19 protein-coding genes are annotated in these 17029 nt (G+C 37.9%); 6 read left to right on the top strand and 13 right to left on the bottom strand.

Annotated features, from left to right (window positions below):
- Positions 1 to 42: 42 nt before the first annotated feature.
- From bfr to QZ488_RS05160, 5 genes are all read right to left on the bottom strand, one after another.
- Positions 43 to 516 carry a bacterioferritin gene (gene bfr, locus QZ488_RS05180; RefSeq protein WP_293746741.1) on the bottom strand — a complete coding sequence of 158 codons (474 nt, stop codon included), beginning with the start codon at positions 514 to 516 and terminating at the stop codon, positions 43 to 45.
- Between the two features lie 132 nt (positions 517 to 648).
- A complete protein-coding gene (locus QZ488_RS05175; protein WP_293746740.1) occupies positions 649 to 2226 on the bottom strand; it encodes a cation:proton antiporter family protein in 1578 nt (525 codons plus the stop codon).
- Between the two features lie 103 nt (positions 2227 to 2329).
- Positions 2330 to 2695: a hypothetical protein gene (locus QZ488_RS05170; protein ID WP_293746739.1), complete on the bottom strand. Its 366-nt coding sequence runs from the start codon at positions 2693 to 2695 to the stop codon at positions 2330 to 2332.
- Between the two features lie 267 nt (positions 2696 to 2962).
- Positions 2963 to 3433 (bottom strand): GyrI-like domain-containing protein, encoded by a 471-nt coding sequence (locus QZ488_RS05165; RefSeq protein WP_293746738.1) that lies wholly within the window; start codon positions 3431 to 3433, stop codon positions 2963 to 2965.
- A 34-nt stretch (positions 3434 to 3467) separates the two neighbouring features.
- Positions 3468 to 3671, bottom strand: a complete 204-nt coding sequence (locus tag QZ488_RS05160) for a hypothetical protein (RefSeq protein WP_293746737.1) — start codon at positions 3669 to 3671, stop codon at positions 3468 to 3470.
- Positions 3672 to 3816: 145 nt separating this feature from the next.
- On the opposite strand from QZ488_RS05160, the gene QZ488_RS05155 reads away from it, so the two are divergent.
- Both QZ488_RS05155 and QZ488_RS05150 read left to right on the top strand, forming a co-directional pair.
- A complete protein-coding gene (locus QZ488_RS05155) occupies positions 3817 to 4494 on the top strand; it encodes a sulfur transferase domain-containing protein (RefSeq protein ID WP_293746736.1) in 678 nt (225 codons plus the stop codon).
- An 87-nt stretch (positions 4495 to 4581) separates the two neighbouring features.
- Positions 4582 to 5379 (top strand): sulfatase-like hydrolase/transferase, encoded by a 798-nt coding sequence (locus QZ488_RS05150; protein WP_293746735.1) that lies wholly within the window; start codon positions 4582 to 4584, stop codon positions 5377 to 5379.
- A gap of 179 nt (positions 5380 to 5558) precedes the next feature.
- Here QZ488_RS05150 and QZ488_RS05145 read toward each other — a convergent pair whose 3' ends face one another.
- From QZ488_RS05145 to QZ488_RS05135, 3 genes are all read right to left on the bottom strand, one after another.
- Positions 5559 to 5837, bottom strand: coding sequence for a hypothetical protein (locus tag QZ488_RS05145; protein WP_293746734.1), 279 nt, complete (start codon positions 5835 to 5837; stop codon positions 5559 to 5561).
- A 198-nt stretch (positions 5838 to 6035) separates the two neighbouring features.
- The gene (locus QZ488_RS05140; RefSeq protein WP_293746733.1) at positions 6036 to 6560 is read right to left on the bottom strand and encodes a GNAT family N-acetyltransferase; all 525 of its coding nucleotides are present in this window, start codon (positions 6558 to 6560) and stop codon (positions 6036 to 6038) included.
- Positions 6561 to 6760: 200 nt separating this feature from the next.
- The gene (locus tag QZ488_RS05135) at positions 6761 to 8164 is read right to left on the bottom strand and encodes an MBL fold metallo-hydrolase (RefSeq protein WP_293746732.1); all 1404 of its coding nucleotides are present in this window, start codon (positions 8162 to 8164) and stop codon (positions 6761 to 6763) included.
- A 228-nt stretch (positions 8165 to 8392) separates the two neighbouring features.
- On the opposite strand from QZ488_RS05135, the gene QZ488_RS05130 reads away from it, so the two are divergent.
- From QZ488_RS05130 to QZ488_RS05115, 4 genes are all read left to right on the top strand, one after another.
- Positions 8393 to 9517, top strand: a complete 1125-nt coding sequence (locus QZ488_RS05130; protein ID WP_293746731.1) for an ATP-dependent 6-phosphofructokinase — start codon at positions 8393 to 8395, stop codon at positions 9515 to 9517.
- Between the two features lie 69 nt (positions 9518 to 9586).
- A complete protein-coding gene (locus tag QZ488_RS05125) occupies positions 9587 to 11041 on the top strand; it encodes a phospholipase D-like domain-containing protein (RefSeq protein ID WP_293746730.1) in 1455 nt (484 codons plus the stop codon).
- Between the two features lie 57 nt (positions 11042 to 11098).
- Positions 11099 to 11863 carry an endonuclease/exonuclease/phosphatase family protein gene (locus QZ488_RS05120; RefSeq protein ID WP_293746729.1) on the top strand — a complete coding sequence of 255 codons (765 nt, stop codon included), beginning with the start codon at positions 11099 to 11101 and terminating at the stop codon, positions 11861 to 11863.
- A gap of 181 nt (positions 11864 to 12044) precedes the next feature.
- Positions 12045 to 12830: a hypothetical protein gene (locus QZ488_RS05115; protein WP_293746728.1), complete on the top strand. Its 786-nt coding sequence runs from the start codon at positions 12045 to 12047 to the stop codon at positions 12828 to 12830.
- 189 nt (positions 12831 to 13019) lie between these two features.
- On the opposite strand, the gene QZ488_RS05110 is transcribed toward QZ488_RS05115, so the two are convergent.
- The 5 genes from QZ488_RS05110 to pdhA all read right to left on the bottom strand — a co-directional run bounded on the left by QZ488_RS05110 (position 13020) and on the right by pdhA (position 17010).
- The gene (locus QZ488_RS05110; RefSeq protein WP_293746727.1) at positions 13020 to 13460 is read right to left on the bottom strand and encodes a CBS domain-containing protein; all 441 of its coding nucleotides are present in this window, start codon (positions 13458 to 13460) and stop codon (positions 13020 to 13022) included.
- 97 nt (positions 13461 to 13557) lie between these two features.
- The gene (locus QZ488_RS05105) at positions 13558 to 13803 is read right to left on the bottom strand and encodes an acyl carrier protein (RefSeq protein WP_293746726.1); all 246 of its coding nucleotides are present in this window, start codon (positions 13801 to 13803) and stop codon (positions 13558 to 13560) included.
- Positions 13800 to 15029 (bottom strand): dihydrolipoamide acetyltransferase family protein, encoded by a 1230-nt coding sequence (locus QZ488_RS05100; RefSeq protein ID WP_293746725.1) that lies wholly within the window; start codon positions 15027 to 15029, stop codon positions 13800 to 13802. Before QZ488_RS05100 ends, QZ488_RS05105 begins: the two co-directional genes overlap by 4 nt.
- Positions 15026 to 16021, bottom strand: a complete 996-nt coding sequence (locus tag QZ488_RS05095) for an alpha-ketoacid dehydrogenase subunit beta (protein WP_293746724.1) — start codon at positions 16019 to 16021, stop codon at positions 15026 to 15028. The genes QZ488_RS05100 and QZ488_RS05095 overlap by 4 nt, the downstream gene beginning before the upstream one ends.
- Positions 16018 to 17010 (bottom strand): pyruvate dehydrogenase (acetyl-transferring) E1 component subunit alpha, encoded by a 993-nt coding sequence (pdhA, locus tag QZ488_RS05090; protein ID WP_293746723.1) that lies wholly within the window; start codon positions 17008 to 17010, stop codon positions 16018 to 16020. The genes QZ488_RS05095 and pdhA overlap by 4 nt, the downstream gene beginning before the upstream one ends.
- Between the last annotated feature and the right edge of the window lie 19 nt (positions 17011 to 17029).

The raw sequence follows: 17029 nt of genomic DNA, 5'->3' as shown, positions 1-17029 counted from the left end.
AGGGCATTTAGTTGATCAATTATGACTTTTTTACCTTGCATGTTAATCCCCTTCTACTTGGCTTTGTAAATAGTTCTTTATACCCAAATGAGTAATCTGATATTGCTGGGTTTCTATCCAATCAATATGATCTTCTTCGTATTTTAAAATTGATTCAAACAAATCTCGAGATACAAAATCTTGTGATTCTTCACATATTTTAATCGCATTTTTTAATAAAGGTATTTGTGAGTTCTGAAACGCCATATCACAATTCAGCATTTCACTAGTTTCTTCACCAATCATTAATTTACCCAACATCTGTAAATTAGGTAAACCTTCTAGGAATAGAATACGTTCTATTAACTGATCGGCTTGCTTCATATCTTTTATGGATTTTTTATATGCAGCGCCATTAAGTTTCTCTAAACCCCAATTTTTGTACATACGTGCGTGTAAAAAATACTGATTAATTGAGGTAAGTTCGAAGGTAAGTATTTCATTTAATACAACTAATACTTGTTTGTCGCCTTTCATAAGATGGACCCATGTGTATATCTAATAACGCAAAGTATAGACTTATGTGTATCGAAAAACCACAAATTAATCAAAAAACATCATATAAAACAACGTGATACACAATGATAACGATTCTTGTTTTGATCTCGATTAAGACCTTGAATGTTCAGGTAATAATTGCAGACTTTCTTCAGCAAAACCTGTTCCTGCCTCGGTAAAGAAGTTAAACACTTTATCAGAACCTGCATCAATCAATGGTTGTATTTGATCTTCATAACGAGCAATAGAAGCAATTTTTCCCGTATAATTAGCGTGTTGCAGTTGTTCTGTGATGTTACAGATATCTTCAATTGAAGGTAGGGCCATTAGAATGAGTTGTATCTGGCTTAAATCCATATTTTCCCATAAATCAACGTCCTCACCGTCTCCAACCATGGCCTGATAACCCACTTTGGTTAGAGCTTCTATTCGCGTAGGATCTGCGTCCATTCCCCATACTTTTTTACCTACCATGCTATTTAGAGATGAATAAGCACCTTTTCCTACTCGCCCTAAACCAATTACAATTATAGTAGCGCCAACCGGTTGAACGTAAACATCCTCAATTAATCGATGTGGGCTTTCAAAAGATTTAAGCCGGTCTTTATATTTTGTATATTGATTATGTGACGTTTTATAAGCTAAGCCCGTTAATACGAAAGAGAACGAAACCGCCAACGCTAATACCACTAACCACTGTGCACTCAACCAACCTAAGCTTACCAACAAAGCTACAACGATTAGCCCAAATTCACTGTAGTTAGATAATACCAAACTCGCCAAATAACTGGTGCGAGCCCGTAATTTTAATAGCGTAAATAACCCAAAGAACAAAACAAATTTGATTGGAATAAACAAACAAAGCAATAGAGCGGTAAGTGTTAAATCGAGGGTAGGGAGCGCACTAAAGCCAATTGTTAGGAAAAAACCCACCAGAAAAATGTCTTTAAAATTCATTAGTGCTTTAGACATTTCCGCCGATTTAACATGCGTTGCTATAAACATTCCCACAATCAAAGCGCCGAGATCACCTTTTATTCCTACCAATTCAAATAGTTCATAGCCACCAAACGCAAACAAAAAGCCTGATAATATAAGTAATTCACCATGACCTACACGCTCTAAAACCATAGTCCATAGGGGTTTTACAAAAAATAGTAATAAAAGGAGTAATGCCCATATTGATGGGACTTTTCCAGTAGCGATGACCAAAAACAACACCGCGATAATGTCCTGCATAATCAATACACCGATGGCTAACTTGCCATGCCGAGTTTTGATTTCACCACTTTCCTCCAGAATTTTTACAATACACACAGTACTACTAAAGCTTAATGAAAAAGCGAGTAGGGCTTGAGTCGACCAATCTAAATCAGCAAAGGCAGCTAAACCAACCCAAGTTAAAGCGAATAACAGTAGATTAATTAGTGATATCCATACAACAGCGTGGCAAATACTGCCTAACCAGACTTCCTTTTTGTACAAATCACGTATATTGAGTTTTAAACCAATGGTAAATAACATTAACGTAATGCCCAAATTGGCAATGGTTTGTAATCCATCTGAAGACTGAAAACCAAGATAATTCAACGCAAAACCGGCAATCAAATAACCAATTAAGGGTGGTAATCCAACCAATTTAAGGCCTAAACCACAGATGAATGCTATAAGGATAAAAGCGAATTCCATATGAACTCTATGAATAAAATGAAGTAACTATTATGGTAACAATTTTATTAAGGAAAGCTAGGTGAACAACGTAAAGGTTATAGAAAGTTAACAAGGAATGTATTTAGTTGAATTCTTTAGAGTCTAATACTTTATTTATTTTTGTGAGTTCTTCCATCAATCTGTTTTCTTTAATCTTAAGCTCACCTAACTCGAATGTGATTTCTGTTTCCCTGTGTTTAACTTGTTCGTAAGTCATCATCGCGGGGCCTTCGTTTGTCTCACGATGTAACTTATCTATACGCCTAGAACGCTCAGATCTATCTAGTAGTTCTAGCTTTTCAGTAAAACGCTTTAAAGAAACGAGGTTGACACTAATACCAAAGCTCATGCATTGCTCATAGATCTTCTCAGAATTTTTATAGTTATTCTGTCGGATCAGTTTCTTAATCGTTTCTACTTTATCAGTACGGGAGTTACCACCAAGCATATATTTACTACTGACCCTGGTCGTCTAGAATCAAGGATTGCGGTAACTTAGTTGTTATTATCATAAAATACTCAATTTAACATAATATACATTATAGGAACCCATGTAGGTATTCCTTTATTTAGACAGTATATCGACAATGAAAAAATATTCATTACTTGCCGTGAAAAAGTAACAGCGAACTAATCTATAATCACCGCACCTATAGATGATACAAGCAACATGATTACGATTTTGTAATATCTTTTTCATCATCTTGATTAAACGCTACAATTCAATAGTCCTAATCAACTCATAAACTTGAGTTTTTAATTTATCTGGCTCGGTTACAATAGGATCATTTAAGTACACTTCATAGGCGATACCTGCTGATTCATAACCGTAATCTTTGAGCCATTCTGTGAGTGCACGATACGAAGGTTCGACATCGCTATAGGGACCAATATGCAAACAAGTTACGGATTTACCATTAGGTGTTTGACTGGGTCGAATGTTATCTATTCCTTTTAAACTACTCGATACAGTAAAACCAAATTCCACATCCAAGTCCCGCAAATCAAGACTGTAATATATTGCAAAAGCAGGCCCAGCAGGTTCTGCATCACATTCTTCCAGATACTTTGCGATATCAGCATATCCGTTGGCATAAACGTCCGGCAAATCTTCAGCGGATGTTCTAAGACGAATAGTTAAACTTGATTGGGACTTAAGCTCTGTGAGTTCACATTTAATCGACATAAAGTCTGCTCTCTATTTTTGTCGTCTTTGCATTTTAATGCTTAACTTGTTTTGTTTGACCTAAACAGTCTTTACGCCAACTACATTGGTGCTGGTCACACTCTTCACTATAGGCCGTGCCATAACAGTCAAAATTCCCTTCTTCTAATTGTATAGTCCGAATAAGTAATGTTTTATTTAATCTTCCTGGTTTTATTCCACGACTTTTCGCAATTTTGGTGATTTCCTTGACGTTCATAAGACCTACTTTTAAACGATTGAATAAAGAGTGCCTATTATGAATTGTTTAATTTTTATACTTGTTGATACGGATCAAATTTGATTGACTATTTCTGGGTACTCTTGTCTAAGTAATTAAACGAAATTTTATGAGATTAAAGATTATGTTCAAAACAAAGATAAATAATCCAAAACCAAGTTGGATGCCCTACTTCGCTATCTACCTATTTTTATTGGCTCTTAGTGGATGCGCTCAGCTTTTCAGTGCAGATTCAAAAACGATGGACAAGGATGATCACGAAGCTTGGTTGGGAGCAACTTGCGCTGTTGTTAAGATGACGAATGACACGTTAGAAACTGGAAATGAACAGTTTCAAGTGTGTCAGCCTGAAACTTGGGGCGCAGCAAAAAAGGTAGTTGGGATTAAGCATTTGTATATCACTTCCCAGCCTGACTCTGAAACCTTTGATATTGCCCGTGAAAAAGGCATAGAGTTGGTGATCAATTTACGAGATCATCGCGAAGTAACTTGGGATGAAAAAAAGGCGGTAAATCAAGCTGGACTAAATTATTACAACCTTCCAATATCCGCCTCCGGTGAAAGCTTTGATCCAGATATCATTAATCAAATCAGCGAACTGGTGCAACAGCATAAAGATAAGAAAATCTTAATGCATTGCTCCAGTGGTAATCGCGCGAGCGCATGGTTAGCGATTCATATGGCCAACGACCACAATATGCAAAGTGATGCCGCAATTTCATTAGCCAAAAAAGTGGGGCTTACTAGTCCAGTAATTACACAGAGGATTTTACGGTATTTGCAAGGCTCAGTTGAAAACTGAGTTCGCATCAATAACTCTGAACTATCCAGCTGCCATCTGCTTGGCGACAAGCAGTGCCATAAATTTGCTCGGAATTACCACCAATTTTTGCTTCCACTGTATATTCGCGACACGGATATTGTAGATTTTAAGGATATTATTGACCCACAGTTTGTGGCATCGTGGGGAGCCTGTGATGAGGATTTATTCAATCAAGCAGATATTGAATTAACTGCACTTCATAATAACGATAAGCCATTTTTTAGTTTTATCTTTTCTTCAAGTAATCATGACCCATTTGAAATTCCAGATGGTGTTGTTACACCCATTGAATACACTGATAAACAACTAGAAGAATACGATACAAAAGAACTTATGCGTCATAAAGCAATCCAATATGCTGATTATGCTTTAGGTAAGTTTATCAAGATCGCAAAAACACGAGACTATTGGAAAGATACAGTATTTCTTGTAGTCGCAGATCACGATGCTAGAGCTTTGGGAAGTGACCTAGTACCAATCAAAAACTTTCATATTCCAGGTGTGATTCTAAATTCTGAAAAGAACAACTATTCCGATGAAAGAGTCGTTAGTCAAATTGATTTAGCACCTACACTACTGTCTTTAATGGGCATAGAAAATAATTCACCAATGTTGGGGCATGACCTAAATAGCGCTAACGCATCTGGGCGAGCCATGACGCAATATGCTGAGAACTTTGCCTATATGCAAGGTGATGAAGTAACAATACTTCAACCGCAAAAAGCTCCGAGTAATTTTATGTATGATTTTGCGGATAAAACACTGGCTCCAAATAAACTCAATGAAAGCTTATCAGATATCGCGCTAGCTCATGTTCTATGGGGTAGTTTGGCTTATGAAAATGAGTGGTATTATTACGAATAACTGCAACCAATCTAGCCGATTTTGTCATTGTAGGATTTGTAGGTTGTTTCAAAATTCGCGGCTAATTAGTCTTTGTAATCAAAGATAAATTAGCCGGGGATTGTATTTTTACTGATTCTTAGGTTAAGTGCCGATCCACTAAGATGAATTCACACTTTTTAAAAGTAACTGGGCAAAACTTAGAGAGTTTTACGTATACGTTTAAAGCTTTTTATTATTTCTTCACCCAGAAGTTTAGCAGCAGCAGATACATCTCCTGATGCCCCTTTGGCTTCTTTACCTACCTGCTCCGACTTAGATTTCAAATGCTCCCATTCTTTATCCACTTTAGCCCACTCATCTTTCGCTTCAGCTTTAAAAAGATGAGCTTTTAGTATCATTTCATCCCTTTCCTGCTTAACTTGTTCTACTATTTTTTCAATTTCTATTTTTGCTGTTTCTGTAATGTCATTTTTCATACTGTTGCCTTCAATCTTGTCGTATTTGTTGAATAGATAATTAAGTTTGACTCTAATCAAATCCCTAAACTAACACTCAGTCTTAGGGTAATTAACAGTCTTTGCCTAAACCTAACGTTAATCAATTTACTAAATAATTCAAAACGCGTTTTTGAGGACTAGAAAATTGATTAACCAACATTATTGCTCACATGGAAGCTAAAGTTCTAAGGTGTAAATCACTTGATGGTGGTCATCAGGATCGGTTTTTAGTTTCATACCTAGTTCTTTAGATAAAGAACGCATAAAAGAATTATCTGCCAATTCAACTGAGTAAATCCATTTTACACCATGGCTTTTGGCATAATCTATTAGCTCGTTCATTAACAATTTCCCCAAACCTTTATGTTGCCATTTGTCTGCTATTGTTAAGGCTAATTCGTATATATTCGGTTTCTCAGTTAACACATAGCGACAAACACCAATTTCTGTTTCTTGTTCATTAACTAACTCGGTGGCAATAAAAGCCATAGAGTTTTTACCGTCAACATCACACAAACTCTTTAACATTTTGTCTGATACATTATTAATCGCACCGAAGAAGCGATAATGTTTAGTCTCAGGTGAAAGGTGATCAATAAAATCATGCTCCAAAGACATATCTTCTATACTTATTGGACGAATTGTTATTTGCTTTCCATCCAACTCACACTCTTTAGAATTTCCAACTTCCAAGTTATTCATCAAAATCGCCTCTTAGTACATTTAATCGCTGTTAATTTATTTGCTTATTTCACTGAGCAACCTAAACACATATATTCTGTTACTGGGTCAGTTTGCCCAGCATAATTTGTAATGATTTTTGGATTTTGATCTGAATCAACAATTGCTCGCTAAACGCTGCGTATCATTTAATGTGTACTATCCATTGTTAACCTTGGTTGTTAGAAGGCAATACAATGACCAATTGGTGGGATGTCCGTAGCAATATTTTTTTCTTTCCATAGTCTTTGTGACAACACTTCGAGAGCTTCAGGATCTCCATGCACCAATACTATTCTGGCGGAATCATCAAAGTTAGAGACCCAATCCATTAGTTCTTGTTGCCCCGCATGGGCCGAAAAACCACCTAAAGTTTCGATTTGGGATCTTACTAAATAGGTCTCGTTGAATAATTTAATATTTTCTTTGCCGTCTACTAATAAACGACCCAAGGTCCCTTTGGCTTGATAACCACAGAAAATGATTGTATTCCGTGAATCCCAAATTCGTTGTTTAAAGTGATGGCTAATACGGCCTCCAGTACACATGCCGCTGCCAGCTATAATCAGCGCGCCTTTAGTTATATTGTTAATAGCAATGGAGTTTTCTGGGGAAACAGACAAAAACAGACGTGGAATAAAGTCTTTAATAATAGAGTGCGCGTTAGGTGTCGCTTGCTCTATTTCAAGGCTATCAAGAGATTCAAACCAGCGGTCATATACTTTAGTCACTTCTATTGCCATAGGGCTGTCTAGTATCACTTGCCAGTTATCTAATAACCCTTCTCTATGTAACTGGCCTAGATAAAACAACAATTCTTGGGTGCGACCCACTGCAAATGCGGGGATCATGATATTGCCCCCACGTTCTTGGGTATCATGTAATATATCTTTTAACTGAGAAACAGTATCTTCTATTGGTCGGTGATTACGATCGCCATAAGTACCTTCCATCAAAACTAAATCAGCTTTGTTCAGCACTGTAGGGTCATTCATTAAAACCGCACTTTTGTTACCTAAATCTCCAGAGAAAACGACTTTCTTATCTTTTCCTTTATCACTAAAAGAAAGCTCAATCATTGCGGAGCCTAAAATATGTCCGGCATCATGAAATTTTATGCTGGCGTCAGCAGATAATGAAAATTCAGTTTCATAAAGATGTGATTGACACAAAGACAGCGCTTTAATTACGTCTTCTTCTGTATATTCAGGCTCTATTAAAGGTTTGCCTTTGCGAGCAAGACGTCGATTTTCGTGTTGTAAATCGCCTAAATAGATACTCACTGAATCTAATAACATAACTTGTAATAAATCAGCAGTGGCATCAGCACAGTGAATAGGGCCGTCATAACCGTCATGTACTAATTTGGGTAACATACCACTATGATCTAGGTGAGCATGAGACAGGATGACAGCATCAATTGTCTTAGGATCAAACAAAAAAGTTTCTTTTTGCTCCCTATCCACTCGACTACCACCTTGATGCATTCCACAATCAAATAGAATACGACCGAAGGCTGGCGCCTCAAACATGTGACACGACCCTGTGACTTCTTGTGCCGCACCTAAAAACTTAACTGTTGCCATTATTTTATGAACCTACATAAGGAAAATATATAAATTCTATTTCAGCATAAACTACTCTGGGAAAACTTGATCTGAGTCAACACAATCCTCGACATTATATTTCTAATTGATAGGGGTTACTGAAACAATATGAATACTGATGCTAACAAGGTTGATAACAACCAAAAACGCCATTTTGCATCACCTATAGTGTGTTAAATTATTGGAAAACTAGAAAAGAGTCGTACTATGAAGACTAAAACTTTACGTATTGGAATACTAACCGGTGGTGGTGATTGTTCAGGTTTAAACGCGGCTATTCGTGCTGTAGCTAAAAGTTTAATGCTCAATTGTTCAGCTGAAATTATCGGTATAAATGATGGTTTTTTAGGGCTCATAGAACAACGAACTAGAGTGATAAGTTACGCTGATTGTAGTGGTATTTTATCCCTAGGTGGCACCATACTTGGCACCAATAATAGCGCAAATCCATTTAACTATTTTGGTGAAGACGTTTCAGAAAAAGTGATGGATTATTATGTAAGTCTTGGCTTAGATGGATTGGTTGTTATTGGTGGTGATGGCTCATTATCTATCGCTCACGAGATGTCAAAGTTGGGTATGAATATAGTGGGTATACCCAAAACCATTGACAATGATTTGATGGGGACAGATCGTACTTTTGGTTTTGATACCGCCGTTAGCATTGTAACTGATGCAATAGATCGATTACGTACAACAGGCCAATCTCACAAACGCGTGATGATACTTGAAACTATGGGCAGATATGCTGGTTGGATAGCATTACACGCAGGTATTGCCGGAGGAGCTGATGTCATTTTGGTCCCCGAGTTTGCTTATGATATCGATGAAGTAGCCAAAGCTTGTCAATTACGCATGGGTGAACAACATTATTCACTCGTGGTGGTGGCTGAGGGAGCTAAACAAGTTGGAGGTGAATTTACCATCCGCGAAACTAAAGAATTTAGTACTGATCCAATACGTTTAGGTGGTATTGCCAATGTATTAAAAATGCAATTGGAAGAAAAGATGGATGCAGAAATTCGTGCCACTACTTTGGGGCATATTCAAAGAGGTGGTTCACCTACAGCATTTGATCGTATCTTTGCCACTAACTTAGGCACTTATGCCGCTTCTTTGGTAGCCAACAAACATTTTGGCAGTGTAGTGGTTTTGAAAAATAATCAAGTGTGCAGTACTTCTCTTAAATATGTAGCCAATAAAAGTAGATTAGTTACACTGCAGGACCCTGCCCTAGCTAGCGCATTATCTTTAGGTATTTGTTTTGGTAATACTGAGCTGGAAGCTGGGCTACATAGTTTGAATCAAGCGATACCAAACTCGACCGACTAGAAAAACAACCCTAGAGGAAGTTTAGGTCTATGCAATTAAGTTATACGCACATTATTTGAGTTGTCTTTTATGCAAATATTTGAAGAATTAGTTAAGTGGCTCCTTATTCACTGGGTCACTATTACTGTTATTTTGCACATATTATTATCTCTTCTAACTTCTTTACATGTGATTATGTTTAAAGAAAATGAACGCACATCGTTAGCTTGGATAGGCCTAGTAGTACTTTCCCCTGTCGTAGGAAGCCTATTTTATTGGTTGTTTGGGATAAATCGTATAAAGCGTTTGGCTAAGAAAAAGCATCCACAAACACCTATACCAGGTGCTAGCAAGCATGAAAAGGTTACAAATTATCACCACCTACCCAAAAATTGGCATTCAGCTATCATTGCCGGACAATCGATTGAACCAGCTAATTACATAGCACAAAACACAGTTGAACCGCTTATTAATGGCGATGCCGCCTACCCTTCAATGCTTCAATCTATACGTAATGCTAAACGTTATATTGTATTATCAAGCTATATTTTTGATTACGATCCACTTGGACGGCAGTTCATAAACGCTTTAGTTGAAGCACAACAACGCGGTGTGGTTGTGAACGTTTTGTTGGACAGGATAGGCATTGGTTATAGCTGGCTTAAAACAAACAGGGCTTTAAAAAAGTCAGGAATAAATACGGCTCGTTTCTTACCTTCCATTTCTCTTACCAGTATTCGTTTTATTAACTTAAGAAATCACAGAAAAATATTATGTGTGGATGCTGAAGTGGCCTTCATCGGTGGTATGAACATAAGCCAGAATAATATGGTTAAATCAGCAGCAAGTCCTATCGATGATGTTCAGTTTAAAGTAACAGGTCAAGTAATTGACCAGATTAGCCAAGTGTTTACAGAGGATTGGTTTTTTGCAACCGGTGAGGCAATTCAATTCCCTCGCTATAAACCAAACACATTGCAGCCCTCCAGTGATCAATCTGTCGTCTCTCGTGTCATCAAAGATGGTCCAAATGAAGACCATAACAAAATACGCTGGACACTAATTAATGCTTTAGTTTGCGCACAAACAAGCGTAAAAATCATGACCCCTTATTTTATTCCAGACCAAACACTTATGACATCGCTTCATGCTGCTGCGATGCGTGGTGTGTTAATAGAAATAATTGTACCTGAACACAGTGATATTCTTTTTGTGGACTGGGTCATGGAAGCAAATTTCTCGAGAATCATTGAGCACGGTATAAAAATATATAAAAACAAACGTTTTTTTGACCACAGTAAGATCGTTATTATTGATGATATTTGGTCATTTATTGGTTCTGCCAACTGGGATGCGAGAAGTTTGGAATTTAATTTTGAAATCAATTTAGAATGTTTTGATCAGGCTCTTAATGCAAAATTAACAGACTTATTTAACTTAAAAAAACAACATGCTATTCCAGTTATCGAGGGCGATATAGAAGCTACATCGATTTTTATAAAAATTCGCAACAACTTGTTTCGATTATTTTCGCCCTATCTTTAGTGTTATTATAAGAACGACACTTTCGCAGATATAAGTTCGAGAAAGGCCAGTATTTTTATGATTAGCAGTCGGTATAGCAAAGTTGAATCTCTAAAAATAATGGGACGCGCTTCTAAACCGGTCTTCGGGCCAAGCATCAACATACTAATTTGGAATGTGTTCAAGTGTCAGAAAAAAGCATGGCGCGACGACTTTATAACATTGGTACACAACAAAGATTTAGTGCTTCTACAAGAAGCTATTTTAAACTCCCCCTTAGATGTTCATTTTAACAAATCAGTGCAACATCAATGGATCATGGCGCGTAGCTTTAGGAACGTAAAAACTAACATCGAAACTGGCGTTAAAACGGGGTCGACAGTTACCGCGAAAAAACATTATTTTTCCGCCTCAACTTATAGTGAGCCCATTACACAAACAAAAAAAATGTTACTTGCTACCGTTTATCCATTGGCGAATTTAGAACAATCATTACTGGTTATTAATTGTCATATTATTAACTTTGTGTCATTTAATAAATTCAGCTCCCACTTAGATCAAGTTTTCCAAATGCTAGAGCAGCATAATGGACCGATTTTATTAGCAGGTGATTTTAATACTTGGAATAATAAAAGGTTGAAATATTTTAATGAAATCGCTAAGTCATTTGGATTAGCGGAGGTGAAAATAAAGCGTCAGCCAAGGATAAATCATTTATTTCAGCATCTTGATCATGTTTACTGTCGGGGGCTAGAGGTAACAGATGCGTTCGTACATACCAACATTCATTCTTCTGACCACTACCCAATTAGTTTGTCGTTGCGTAATTTACAACAAGTGTAAAAAAGGCCGCTATTTTGTAAACGAATAATTTTGGTTTACTGTGGTCAAAATTCTATGTTTTGTCACTAAAAATCCAACTAAGTAATGTCCACAATTTATTAAGTATTACACCGAATAGTATCTAATTTGCAGCTGAGTATTATCATAAAAGTATTTATATTAATTCTATAAGGCTCTCCACATGACATCAAAAAATCAGAAAACAGAATTACAGAAAAGTTATCAAGCAATGGTTGATAGCGTCGAGACGTTTGTAGTGAAAGAAGGCAAAACCTTGCAGCATGCTTTACATTCAGCAGAAAAAAAACTGGGTGATGCGACGGAGGTAAGCAAAGAAAAAATTCAGCAAGCGAGTAAACACTTAAAGGAAAACTTGCGTTTGTGGAGTGATGCTGTAGAAGGAGCGAGAGAAGCCTATAAAAATCAAATAGAATTTGACATCGCTTATGTAAATAAATCAGTTTGGAACAAGTTACAGAGTATTGCTAACACAAATACAGCAGAGTTTATTGCGTTTACTCAGTCACTCAGAGAAGAAGCGCAAACTGTTAGATCTGCAGAGCATCTCGCTGCGCATCAGGAGCATAGTCAATGGTCGTCTGAACATGCTTTGTGGCTAGATGAGATAGAGTTTTGGAAAACAGACCAAGAAAACGCCCTTACTAAATTGATGGAAATAGAAAAATCATTAAAACAGCAAACGGCATCAATATTTGAGCATGCTCAGGTCATTCAAGCACTTTCCAATATAGACCATAAACATGAACACACTATGGCTAACGCGGAACAAGATCCAACTAGCGAAGTCTTTAATGTTGCGGATGAAAAAACAATCGCGTTGCATCAAAAAGAACGAAAAATCCACGGGCAACACGCAGAATTTCACCATGTTTTAAAAACGAATCACTATAAGATCATGGCCATGATTAATATGCTTGATAAGGAAATCAATAAAGTTAATAAATGATTAACCTTCAACACAATCAATTGTTAAATATTTTAACTTCAATAATCAGCTGATTAGAAGGTGATATGTTGGATTAAACAGTGATTTTATAAATACAAAAAGTTGTTGTCTCTTTAAACAGTCTGAATAGTTTTACTATTCAGACTGTATTTAGATAGGAACAGTATCTCTATTACTTAATCACAGTATTTAATGCTTTTCATTCACCAGTGCATGACTAAGCAATTTGACCAAACCAGTGTATTCTTCTAACAATGATGCCAACGAATCTTCTATGCAAAATAAGCCAACAAGAATCCCATTTACGTTTACAACTGGGGCTCGTCTTACAGCGTAAAAACGCAAATATTTAAGTGCTTCAGCTACATTGTGTGTTTCAGTTACGCAAATCAATTCACTGGTTAGAATATCTTCCGCCCTAACAGAGGTAGGGTCTATTTTTGCTGCCAACACCTCAATCACCAAATCACGTTCTGTAATTACCCCTTGAGGCCTAATTTCGCCATACTTATTATCAACTACAACGACTGAAGCAACATGTTGTTCACGCATGACTCTAGCGACGTCTGCCACTGAATCGAGTGGTGAAACAGATACTATATTTTTTGAACAAATATCTCCGACATTCATAGTGATATTCCATCAATGAAGCTTAAAATAAGTCTAGTTTTAATTCTTGGGGCCATTATTGATTTAAATCAAACAACAGATTATTACCCTTATGGACCTAAAGTCGTTTATCAATATAGTCAGTTAAGGATTGTAAAGAATTCACCAAAGAATAATCACTCTCCGGCACATTCACCCCCGTTTCTTTTGCGATAGAATCGAGTAAATTCATAAAATCCATTGAGTCTAAATCTAGCTCTTCCCTTAAGTCTTCGTTGGGATCTAGATTATGCATTTCTGCCTCAGGTGCAATATCTAGTATAAGTTTACTCACTAGCGCTTTCAGTGTTTCATTATTGTTCATATTAATGTCTCGGGTTTTTGCAAATATTTATTAATTTTATTGAGTAATCTTGCCCCTAAATGACCATCACTGACCCGGTGATCTGCTGCAAGACTCATACTGACTATCGATGCACAACTCACAGTGTTGTCCACTATCCAAGGCACAGTACGCTGCCTGCCAATGCCAAATATAGCGACCTGAGGGGGAAGGATTATGCTTTGTATACTGTCTGAACCTCTGTCTCCTAGATTAGATACAGTCACAGTTGCTTCTTGCATTTCTGACATGCGAAGACCACCTTTTCTGGCTCGGTTTACTTGGTCTGTGATTTTTTCCATCATCTCTATTAATCCTAAATGTTGTGCATCATGTATAGCAGCAACCATTAAACCTCCTTGTCGTAAACTAATAGCATTGCCTAAATGCACTGAGTCAGATGACTCATAGTGGCCATCACGATAAAAACCGTTAAACGCTGGAAACGAAGTTAACGCTCGAGCAATTGCCGAATAAATCACTGCATTGATCAATATACGTTTATTCGGAGGTAAATCTGCATTGTGTTCCCTTAACCAACGTACCGCGTTATCTAGCAGCATATCCAATTGAAGATAATAATGGGGAATGTCTCGCTTCGACCGACTCACTGTGCTGGCAATTGCTTGACGCATCAAATCACTGGGACTTTCTTGCGGTTCTGGATGCATTTCATAAACAGCATTAATATCGTTTAGCTGTAACGCTCCATTAGGTCCATTACCTTGGGCAAGTTGCCTCCAATCAATACCTAATTCTTTAGCCCTAAAACGTGCTGCTGGCGATATTTTGGGTATTTGGGGTTTTGGCTTAAGCTCGCTGTGGTCTGGTATGTTAGAGATGTTCGGAGTCTTTTTATCTTCTTTATCTTGTTTACCAGACAAGTTAACCACTTGTGTTGTAATAGTTTCTACGCTTGGTAACGCTGCATCTGTGGGTATTTGCTCAGGCTTATTGTTTGAAGATTCTTCGTTGGTTAACTGAAGCTCAGCGATAGGACGACCAATTTCTAACTCTTCGCCTTCCACAGCGACTAATTTGGTAATTGTTCCCTCATCATAAACCTCCATATCAATCAGGCCTTTCATGGTTTCAATACTAGCAACGATATCGCCTTTGGATACGTGATCTCCTGGTTTCACATTCCACTTTACAATACTGCCTTTTGCCATATCTGCGCCAAAAGATGGCATAGTGAGTATCTTCATGCGGGAACTTCCCGATTCAATAACTTCATAGCAGCCTCTACCACTTGAGCAACTTGCGGTGTTGCCGCACGTTCTAAATGTTGCGGATAAGGAATTGGGACTTCCTTACTGCAAATTCTACTTGGTGGCGCATCCAGTGACCAAAAACAGTCTTCTGCTATTAATGCACATATTTCAGCTGCCAAACTTCCGGTACGCCAACCTTCGTCAACCACTAATACGCGATGGGTTTTTTCAACCGATTGATACAAGGTATGAGTATCTAATGGTCTTAAACATCTTAAATCAATCACCTCTGCGCTTATTCCATGACTGTCTAATTCTTTGGCCGCCTCTAATGTTTTAGAAAGTGAGCCGCCGTATGTGATTAGGCTAATATCATTACCGGATTTTCTGACTACAGCTTGGTGCATGTCTGGGCAGTCTTTAGGCGCTGGAATAGCAGCCGACTCGTTGTATAACATGACATGTTCGAACAGTATGACTGGATCTGGATCGGCTAGTGCCATTGCAAGCATGTACCGAGCATCGGCGACAGTACTTGGTACAAGCACTTTAATGCCGGGAACATGTGCGTACCAATTTTCCAGACTATGGGAATGCTGGGCAGCTAATTGTTTGCCTGCTCCAGTAGCCATGCGGATAACTAAAGGTATGCCAATTTGATTGCCAGACATATGTCTTAATGTTGCGGCATTATTCACAATTTGATCGAGTGCTAACAGGCTAAAATTAACAGTCATAACTTCGACTATTGGCCGCATTCCGCCCATTGCAGCACCTATTCCAGCGCCAACAAAGCCAGATTCGGACAAGGGGGTGTCTATGACACGATCAGCCCCAAACTCATCTGATAACCCCTTGGATACGGCATAACAACCGCCGTAGTTACCCACATCTTCACCCATAAGAAACACTCGTTCATCGCTACGCATTGCTTCTGATATAGCCGTTTTTAAAGCTTCTCTGTAAGTTATACTTTGATCGTTCAATTTTTTGACTCCGCATAAACCCCAAAACATAGGTCAGATACATTTTCAACTTCACTGCTCTGAGCAAACTCGACGGATTGGTTGATTTCATCTTCCACTTGATCTTCAATAGTCTTTAATTCAGCAGGATCCAACTTTCCATTGGCTTCCAGCCAGCGGCGCAACTTTATAATTGGGCCCTTACTTTTCCATTCTTCTATTTCTTCAGACTCTCTATAAAGCTGGGTATCAAACATTGAATGCCCTCGAAAACGATAGGTATTACATTCCAATAAACAGGGGCCATCTCCGTTTTTAATACTTATACAATATTGGGTTGCCGCGGATTCGACTTCGACTACATTCATTCCATCTACCGCTTGGGCTTTTAAACCATAGCTTTGCGCTTTGCGGAAGATATGTTGCTCTGATTCTGAAATGGCCAGTGCAGTACCCATTGCGTAACCATTGTTTTCACACACAAATAGGATTGGTAGTTGCCATAATTGAGCCAAATTTAGACTCTCGTGAAACTCCCCTTCTGCAACAGCACCTTCACCAAAAAAGCACACCACAACGTCCTGTTTTTTCTGCATCTTGTTGGCTAAGGCTAGGCCAACTGCTAATGGTAAAGCGCCTGCTACTATTGCATTTCCACCATAAAATCGTTTTTCTACATCGAATATATGCATTGAGCCGCCTCTTCCGCGACTGCTGCCAGTTACTTTTCCAAACATTTCAGCCATGACTTTATTCATACTTAAACCTCTAGCCAAAGCATGGCCATGTTCTCGGTATGTGGCGAATACTGCATCATTAGTTGATAATGCTTGCATCACACCTACAGCAACAGCTTCTTCTCCTATATAGAGATGTAAAAAACCACGGATTTTTTCTTGAGTATAGAGTTCTGCACATTTTTCTTCGAAACGCCTTATTCGCAGCATTTTTTTGAACAAAAGTTTCAGATGTGCAATATCCATATGGACTTTATTGTTATCTGTATTCATAGTTTTATTTCTTAATTAG

Origin of the sequence: uncultured Paraglaciecola sp., from assembly GCF_913020055.1 — a bacterium.
GTDB lineage: Bacteria > Pseudomonadota > Gammaproteobacteria > Enterobacterales > Alteromonadaceae > Paraglaciecola.
Note: the sequence above shows the minus strand (reverse complement) of the source record. Positions and strands in the feature narration are given on the sequence as shown.